Genomic DNA, 8237 nt, shown 5'->3' on the forward strand with positions numbered 1-8237 from the left:
CCACACAGATCGCGCGGGCGAGCAACCCGGCTGGCACCACGGCGATGTGGGTGAGAGACCGGCTGGACGGGCTGTGGCACGACGAGGACTTCGCCATAGACACGGTAGTTGACCGCGAAGGATTCAACGATCAACTCCTTCAGGCCGGCGTCGCGCACGGTCCTGGCGGACGGTGCTGCCTGGCGTTTGTGGTGGGCATAGTAGGTAGAGGGGGCGATCTTGCAGTCGTACTCGGTGAGCGTCCTGCAAATCGGCTCGACGCCGCCGAAGCGGTCCCGGTGCTCGTCGATGAGGCCGTTCTTCACGGCCGGACTCTCGCCCCAGCCCTCGAGCCGGGGCAGGTGCACCAGGAGCGTGGAGCGGCTGCTGCGCTCGACGAGCGTGCCGATCGCGGAGCGGCCCGTCCCGATGAGGAAATCGCCTTCCCAGTGTCCGGGGACCGCGCGGTCCCCGGCCTCGGCGGGGCGTTCACTGAGGATGGCGTCCGCGGTGACATGCCCCTGCGGCTTGTTCTGCGACCGTGCACGGGGAACCTGCAGCGAGTTGGGATGGCGGCAAAGCATGGGAAGGACTGGGACCTGCTTCGACAACGCCGCTGCGGAGAGCCCCTGGGCCGTTATGAAAGAAGAGATCGGCACCCGCTGGTGGCCCGACCGGGCCACCGCCCGCGCCGAAACCACCGGCAAGGTCAAGCCCTCGCGGCATAAGGACAACGTGTCCGATCATGGGGAAACTTCATCATCCGCAGTCACCCACGAGGCAGGCAGCCCCACGGCCAGGCAGCGGGTGACCATCGCCTTCGCGAGTTCACCCTTGGTCGAGAACTCCCGCCATCGGGAATCCTCGCCGCCCGGCAGCGTTCCCGGTCGCCGGTCCAGACTTTGGGTGCTGAACTTGAATGGGTGATGTCGGTCTGATGGCGGTCAGTCGTCCATGGTCAGGCCGGTTCCGGCGAGCTTGACCTGGGCCAGCATCCACCGCTGATCCGCCCAGCCGTGAACCAGTGGACCCTGCTCCAACTCCCGCTCAAGCCGGACTACTTGTCATTCGCTCAGTCTCGGCCGACCCGGCGATCCCTTCGAGTGGACCCCGACCTGACCGCGCTCCCGCCATTGGCCGCGCCAGCGTTCCACCGACCCTCGCTCACCCGCAGCGCGGTCGCGCTCTCTCTGTTCTTCTCCCCGCCCTCGAAGCGGACCACGGCCTGCAGCCGGATCCGCTCCCGCGCGGCCCCTCTCGACGTCGGTCAAGCCGCCGCCTGCGCGTACCTCACAGCCCAGCTACCGGAACGGTTCAGACGCTGTCAGACGAACAGCCTCGACACCACCCAATCAAGTCCAGTAGCTAAAACTCCCGGTCCACCAAAGCCCGTCCGCGGCTGGTCGCGTAGGCAGCGAACATTCTGATCTGACAGTTGTCGATCTTTCCCGAGGTTCCCGTGTACTGCCAGCCCACCCGGCCGAGGTGCGACCGCCTCCAGCGCGTCCGGAGGGCCTCGGTGACCATCTCCAGCCGCGTCAGGTCACGGACCGCGGCCAGGACGTGGGTGGAGTCGGTGCGCTGCGTAGTGCGTTCGCGCACCAGGTCTTTGACGCGGGCCAGGGCGAGGTCGAGGAGACGGTCGGCACGGTCGCCGTCGGTGAGACGGTCGCGGAAGTCGGCCAGCACGCTGTGGTGGTATCCGGGGTCGTCGAGCTCCACGGCCATGGCGTACATGAAGTCGATGCGGCAGCGGACCGCCTCGGCGGCCTGCCGGCCCGACAGGCCGAGCACGAACTGCAACACTCAGACGGTGGCCAGCTGGGCCGGCGAGAGGCCCGGATGCCCATCCCGCGGATACCAGTCCGCGAAGTCCTCGTCACGCCACAGCCCGTCCAGGGGGTCTCTCACCCGCATCGCCGTCGTAACGGCCGGGGCTCGCCGCGCGATCTGCGCGGTCAAAGGCGGGACTTGCCCACCGGAACGAGGACGGAGCGACAACGGACACCTCGACGACTGCGCGGGCTCTCGGAACACCCCGAGCATGCCCACCGTTACCTCAGCGCACCGAGAAACTCCAAGATCACCGACAGAATCAAGCTAAGTGACGGGGGTTTCCTGTTACGTCGGGTTGGCGTAACAGCAGGCGAGCCAGGCCCGGTTCATAACGTTGATCACGCCCATGGTGTCCGCGTGGGCCAAGTGGCCGCCGGCGACGCAGTGGAACTTCTCCTGTTATGCGGTTCTCCGCTGCGGTGTGCCCGCATTCGGGGGTGGCGGGAGGTGTTGCGAGGGCCCACCCCGAAAATTCTCCGGCTGGCGCCTTCAGTCTTGCTGGTCAGGATGGCGAGGAACACCCCCGAGGTTTCGGGGTCGGGCCAGCGCTACGCGAGTTCAACAGCGAGGGCGACCACGTCCACCGGCTCATCCACTACCCACCGAAGGTGGCGCTCTCGAAGCTGGCCAACAGCTTGAAATGGGTCAGCTCCCGCTACCTGTGGGCCGAGTACACCGGCCGGATCAACCGTGTCGAGATGGAGTCCGACTTCCGGCGCCCTCGTACTTCGCCGGTTCCTGCGACGGCGCTCGCCATCGTCACGGAGTACGTCGAGCAGTGGAAGCGACCCGTCTGAACGGTTACCTTGGAGCGAAGCAGAATCCGGTACTTCGCGCCGCCAGGAAGGCATCAGCATCTGGTTCCAGCACTTCCTGAACGGCGAGCTGTGGCTGACAGATGGTTACAGTTGATCACGCAGTTCATTGCCCGAGGCAACCGAAGCGGTCCGCTGGGGCACGGTCATCTCGGTGTCCAGTCCGCCGCCGGGCCGGGGCCGCGCGGCAACCTCACCACCGTGCGCCTGGGCGACCGCCCTGACGATCGACAGACCGAGGCCACTGCCACGGGTGGAACCGACTCGGTCGGTCAGGCGACGGAATGGCATGAACAGTCCGGGAACCTCATGATCGGCGATTTCGGGACCGGTGTTGCTCACCATCACCGACGCGCCGTGCAGACCCTGGGCGGTCCGAACCTTCAGCGCGCCCCCCGTGATGTTGTACCGGACCGCGTTGTCGACCAGATTACGCACCGCCTGCTCCAGCAGTACAGGGTCGCCCGTGGCGGGGGCGGGGGCTAGTACGGCGTCGATGTCGATACTGCGCGCGGCTGCTTCGTCCGCCGTGCCGACCAGGGCGTTGCGCGCCAGGTCGGCCAGGTCCAGTTGCCTTCGTTCGGTGACGGTGTCGGTGGCCCTGGCCAGGGTGAGCAGGGCGTCGATCAGCCGCTCGTGTCGCATGCAGACGGACAGCAGATTCTCGCCGAGGAGGAGAACTTCCGGTGGGGCTCCCCGCCGGTTCATGGCTACCTCGACCAGTGTCCTGTTCACCGCGATGGGAGTCTTCAACTCATGCGCGGCGTTGGCGATGAATCGCTCCTGGCCGGCGAATGCCTGATCAAGCCTGTCGAGCATGTTGTCGAAGGAATCCGCCAGGATCTTGATCTCCCCGGGACGGGCTCGCAGAGCTATCCGTCGGTGCAGGGTGCGGCCCGCGATGGCGCTCGCCGTGGAGCTGATCGCCTGCAGTGGACGAAGCAACCGCCCTGATACGAACCAGGCCGCCGTGACCGCGACCGCACCCACCACCAAAACGGTCACCGCACCCTTGAGGAGCAGGTTCTGCTGCATAGAGGCTGCGATGACCTGCTTCGTCGTGTCGTTACCACCGTGCAGGGGAGCAGGCAGCGACTGGAGCTGAGCGGCGTCCTTGCAGGTCTCGTCGAAGGCCAGAGTCAAGGCGTAGCGCAGCGAGTTGTCGACCAGGACCATGGTCACCGCGAGGACTGCCGTGGCGGCGATGAAGAAGATTGTGCCGAAGAGCAGGGTGAGCTGGAGCCGCAGACTGGCCGGCCAGAAGCGGGCAAGAGCCTTCATCGCAGCCTATATCCGGTGCCGGTCACTGTCTCGATGGGATCGGGTTCGCCGAGCTTGCGCCGGAGCGAGTTCATCGTGACCCGGACGATGGTGGAGAAGGGATCGGTGTTCTCGTCCCAGGCTCGCTCCAGCAACTGCTCGGCGGGCACCGCCGCGCCCTGCGCCCGCAGGAGCACCTCCAGCACGGCGAACTCCTTGCGCGATAGGGCGACGCGCGCACCGTCCCGAAGGACCTCCTGGTGACGCGGGTCCAGTCGGATGCCGGAGCGCTCCAAGACAGGGGGCACCACAGATGTCGAGCGGCGGCCCAGCGCCCGGATCCGCGCCACGAGCTCGCCGAAGGCGAAAGGCTTGGCCAGGTAGTCGTCGGCACCCAGGCTCAACCCGTCGACCCGTTCGGCGATGGTGGTGGACACCGTGAGCATCAGTACGCGGACTTCGCCGCTGGCGGCCACGGCGCGGCGGCAGACCTCATCGCCGTGTACCACTGGAAGGTCACGGTCCAGCACCATCACGTCGTATTCGTGCGACCTCAAGCGCTCTAGCGCGCTCGCTCCGTCGTGTACGGCGTCGACGGTGAAGGACTCCAGGCGCAGGCCTTCGGTGATCGCCTCGGCGAGCAGCTCCTCGTCTTCGACGAGCAAGATCCGCATTCTCTGAGCTCCGCTTCCCTCGTGTTGAATTTCCGCCCACTGTGTCAAAGGCGTGCCGATCCACCATCATGCGGGGCCGATGTAAGGACACGGTGAGCAAAAGGCTTACCGTGGACCCACGGCGAGCGTGGTCAAATTCTCCCCAGTAGGTCACAGGGCGCTGCCGGAAGAATCAGTGGGCCTCAGATCCTACCGGATTGCCTCATAGGGCAGTTCTGCAGCGAGCCCATCGGAAAGGAACGTTCCCATGCGCAAGATCAAAAGTATTGCCATTGCACTCGCCGCCGCGACCGTTGTTGCAACGGGAGTCGCCGGCATGGCTACGCTGGCCCAAGCCGAACCGAACACCGGGGGTGCGGCTGCCACTCGAAGCCCGGCCAAGGTGGCTCAGCCCGAACCGGCTCCCGGCGCCATCGTGGGCTCGGCTGCCGCCACCGCTTCCGGCGAGCGAACGTCGGTGCAGCAGCGGGTGGTCACGAGCGTATCCAACCGGTCCGGGCAGGTCATGACCCTGCTCGAATCCTCGACGCTCGGCCACGCGCCCTTCGGATCCGAGGGAACGCACCGTCAGCCGAAGGCGGGCCAAACGGTCGCTGACTCGTCCGCCTATTCCTATCTGAACTCTGTGAAACTCCCCAATGCCGCGATGGAGACCACCACGCTCTGGAAGGTCGGGAGTGATGCGACCCTGAAGCTTTACCAGGGTTCCACCGAATCCAGGATCGGGTGCGAGATCCAAGGCTCCAAGGCTGCTGACTACACCTGCAAGGTCACCGTTGGCGCCGGCAGCGGTGGTGGCACGGACGTTACGGATGTCGTGATTTCTAAGCGGTAATCGCCTGCCGGGCCCCCCATCGCCGGCCCAGTCACTCAGTCAATTGACACGCCAGAATACAAGCTTGGAAAACCCCGTGACGAACATTCCGAACAACACGGCGGACCGGCCGATTAGTCTCACCCACCGTGCCGCACGCCAACACCAGCGGGACATGCGGGCTGTTCGCATGCGACGTCGTGTGTCCGCGGGCGTCGTAGTCCTGCTGTGCCTGGTGGCAGTGACCGGCTTCCAACTGATGCGAGGGCTGCCGGCCCCCACGGTCACCGGCCCCCTGTCCATCGAACGGGCCCTCCCTGGAACGGCACCGCTCCTGCCGTGGCCCGCAGAGGGGCAGGCGTCCGTGATGATAGACGGGTACGACACCGCGTCGTCGCCCGACCAACGGCCCGTTCCCACGGCAAGCATCGCCAAGGTCATGACGGCCTTCCTCTTCCTGAGCCGCTACCCGCTGCGCGCCGACGAAGAGGGTCCCTCCTTCACCGTCTCCGCGGAAGAGGCTGCTCGCTACCCCACGCGGGTGGCGAATGGCGAGAGCCTGACACCGGTCACCACGGGGCAGCTCTTCACCGAGCGTCAGGCCCTTCAGGCCGTACTGGCCATCTCGGCGAACAACGTCGCGGACGAGATCGCCCGTTGGTACGCCGGCACCCGGGCGGCCTTCGTCACCGAGATGAACCAGACCGCACGCCGTCTCGGAATGACCTCCACCACGTACACCGATCCCACAGGCTTTGACCCCGCCACGGTCAGCACGCCCGCGGACCAGGTTAAGCTCCTCAGTGCGGCCCTGCGACTCTCCGAGTTCGCCGAGCTCGCCGGATCCTCCTACACCGACCGTTCCGGCGCGCGCCACCTCAACACCAACCCCTTGCTCGGCGAGCAGGGGGTCTTCGCCGGTAAGACCGGGACCACCACTCCCGCCGGACGGAACCTCGTCTTCGCCGCCCACCGTGTGATTGCGGGCGCCGACCGCCTGGTCGTTACCGCCGTGATGGCGCAACCACAGAGACCCGAGATCCTCCGGACGGCCGCCACCACCCTGCTCACCGCGGCAGACCGCAGCCTCGTGAGCACACCGGTCATCCGGGCCGGGGAAACCGTTGCGCACCTCGACGACGGAACGGGCCATCGCCAGCCGCTCCGGGCCGCGCAGGACATCACGGCGACCGGCCCTCCGGGAAGCACCGTGAAGGTCACCATCGAGCCCGATGGCGCCCTTCTCCCCAACGCCGCCATCGGAAGCCCGGCCGCCCACGCCGTGACGACCCAGGCTTCACCGCACGCTGCCCCCGTCTCGCTAGTGACGACCGCCAGGCTCCACAGGCCCTCGCTCCTCTCCCAGCTCACGCGGACCCGCTAAACCCGGCCGGGCCACTATGGACGGCCCAGCGATTGCACTGGGCTTGATCCGGGAGCCGGCGGCGCGAGCTCGTCCACGACCGTGGTCCGCCTTTTTCTTCGCAGGTGGCGGCCGATGATGCCTTGCTTGCGCATCAGCCGGGCGACCCGTTTCGGTTGATCGTGTGGCCGACGCCCCGCAGTTCGGCGTGGACTCGCAGGGCGCCATAGTTTCCGCGGTGCCCGGCATGGACTGCGCGGATCTCCTCGACCAGAGCGTCCTCGGCAGCCGCCCGCGCCTGAGCGCTGGTGATCCACCGGTAGTAGCCCGAGTGGGAAACCTCCCGTACCCGACATATCCCGGGCGAAATAGGCTGTCGCCGGCGCAGGATCCCGCTCGTGATGCCATTCCCTTTTCCGCCCTGGCGCCTGGTGTTCTCCGTGCGCAGCCGGACCAGCTCGGTCTCGGTGTCCTGCAACTCGCCGGAGGCGGCCGGACGGTCATCGGCGTCACGCACCCAGGTCCGCAGCGTCTCAGGGTTGGCATTCAGATCAGCCTCGACGCCCCGATACGAGTGCCCTGCCCGCCCCAGTCCGCCACCAGGCGATCGCGTCGGACCGAAAACTCCGCACCTGACTTCGAGGGCCTTGCCATGGGGATCTACGCCTTCCAAGATCAACAAGATCCATGGTCGGTGTGTCCGCACCACGGGGATCACCTCAGTACTTCGCATTCACCTCGGATGCGGTGAAGCCACGGCAAATCAGATCCGGCGCCTTCGCCGCCGCCTGTTTCGCGTGTCAATGGCCTTTGAGTGCTGGCTTCGACACTTTCCGTGAAGCGGGTTGGTCAGTGGGCCAAGAGGATGCGTCGGCGGAGGAGATCGGGGCCAGCCCGGCCGCAGTGCTGGCGCTTGAGGAGCTTGATTCTCGTGACGTTGCCTTCGACGGCGCCGGAGCTTAGGGGGAGTGTGAGTCCGGCGGTGACAGCGGAGAGGTCCTTGCGGAGCCCGTTGGCAAAGGTGCGAATCTCTTTCACCTCGGATTCGTCTGCATGGGCGAGCCAGGCTCCGAGCCTGTGCCCGTCTCGGCGGCGCAGGATGGTGGCGAAGCCGCGGGCCAGGCGGCTGGCCTCGGCTAGCTCCGGGCAGCGACCGCAGACACCTTGAGGTCCTGGCGAGCCTGGTCGCTCTGGTTTTCCGGTCGGCCGATGATCCACCGAACGACGTCGGCGACTGCGGGTGGTGGTGGAGGAACGGCTCGTGGCCCGTTGTGCCGGGCCAGTGCGTTGAGGAATCGCCGGGCGCTCCTACGGGCCCCCTTGGTAGCCGCGGGCGGTGAGCCCGTCGAGCAGGGTCTGTGCGTTGTCGCATCCCTCGGCCCACCGGCGCGCGAGCTAAAGGGTGTTGCAGAAGGTCTGGTGGGGGCAGGGCTGTGTGGCGGGTTGACCTGCTCTTTCACCGTGTCATGGCGAGGTTGTGCATGGTGGCGACGGCC

6 protein-coding genes and 3 pseudogenes are annotated in these 8237 nt (G+C 66.7%); 3 read left to right on the forward strand and 6 right to left on the reverse strand.

Annotated elements, in window-relative coordinates; all coding sequences use genetic code 11:
- Positions 1–332 precede the first annotated feature (332 nt).
- Positions 333–479, reverse strand: a pseudogene (locus tag AB0D66_RS33650) (IS30 family transposase); the annotation flags it as partial.
- 1192 nt (positions 480–1671) lie between these two features.
- Positions 1672–1785, reverse strand: a pseudogene (locus tag AB0D66_RS33655) (transposase); the annotation flags it as partial.
- A 578-nt stretch (positions 1786–2363) separates the two neighbouring features.
- Between AB0D66_RS33655 and AB0D66_RS33660 the strand changes: the two are divergent.
- Positions 2364–2612 (forward strand): annotated as a pseudogene (locus tag AB0D66_RS33660) (transposase); the annotation flags it as partial.
- A gap of 105 nt (positions 2613–2717) precedes the next feature.
- Here the strand turns inward: AB0D66_RS33660 and AB0D66_RS33665 are convergent.
- Positions 2718–3911, reverse strand: a complete 1194-nt coding sequence (locus tag AB0D66_RS33665) for a HAMP domain-containing sensor histidine kinase (protein WP_362310973.1) — start codon at positions 3909–3911, stop codon at positions 2718–2720.
- Positions 3908–4564, reverse strand: coding sequence for a response regulator transcription factor (locus AB0D66_RS33670; protein ID WP_362310974.1), 657 nt, complete (start codon positions 4562–4564; stop codon positions 3908–3910). Before AB0D66_RS33670 ends, AB0D66_RS33665 begins: the two co-directional genes overlap by 4 nt.
- Before the next feature lie 247 nt (positions 4565–4811).
- Here AB0D66_RS33670 and AB0D66_RS33675 point away from each other — a divergent pair, with 247 nt between their 5' ends.
- Both AB0D66_RS33675 and AB0D66_RS33680 read left to right on the forward strand, forming a co-directional pair.
- Positions 4812–5399 (forward strand): hypothetical protein, encoded by a 588-nt coding sequence (locus AB0D66_RS33675; protein WP_362310975.1) that lies wholly within the window; start codon positions 4812–4814, stop codon positions 5397–5399.
- Positions 5400–5463: 64 nt separating this feature from the next.
- A complete protein-coding gene (locus tag AB0D66_RS33680) occupies positions 5464–6762 on the forward strand; it encodes a serine hydrolase (RefSeq protein WP_362310976.1) in 1299 nt (432 codons plus the stop codon).
- A 133-nt stretch (positions 6763–6895) separates the two neighbouring features.
- Here AB0D66_RS33680 and AB0D66_RS33685 read toward each other — a convergent pair whose 3' ends face one another.
- Entirely contained in the window at positions 6896–7258 is a 363-nt protein-coding gene (locus tag AB0D66_RS33685) for an IS3 family transposase (protein ID WP_362310977.1), read from the reverse strand.
- Between the two features lie 332 nt (positions 7259–7590).
- On the reverse strand, positions 7591–7959 hold the full coding sequence (locus AB0D66_RS33690; protein WP_362310978.1) for a transposase: 369 nt from the start codon (positions 7957–7959) through the stop codon (positions 7591–7593).
- Positions 7960–8237 lie beyond the last annotated feature (278 nt).

This window comes from Streptomyces sp. NPDC048270, from assembly GCF_040652335.1.
Taxonomy (GTDB): domain Bacteria; phylum Actinomycetota; class Actinomycetes; order Streptomycetales; family Streptomycetaceae; genus Streptomyces.

What these genes read in the sequence shown, in the direction of transcription:
- AB0D66_RS33665 (WP_362310973.1), bottom strand. Translation starts at nt 3,911, where the DNA reads ATGAAGGCTCTTGCCCGCTTCTGGCCGGCCAGTCTGCGGCTCCAGCTC.
- AB0D66_RS33670 (WP_362310974.1), bottom strand. Translation starts at nt 4,564, where the DNA reads ATGCGGATCTTGCTCGTCGAAGACGAGGAGCTGCTCGCCGAGGCGATC.
- AB0D66_RS33675 (WP_362310975.1), top strand. Translation starts at nt 4,812, where the DNA reads ATGCGCAAGATCAAAAGTATTGCCATTGCACTCGCCGCCGCGACCGTT.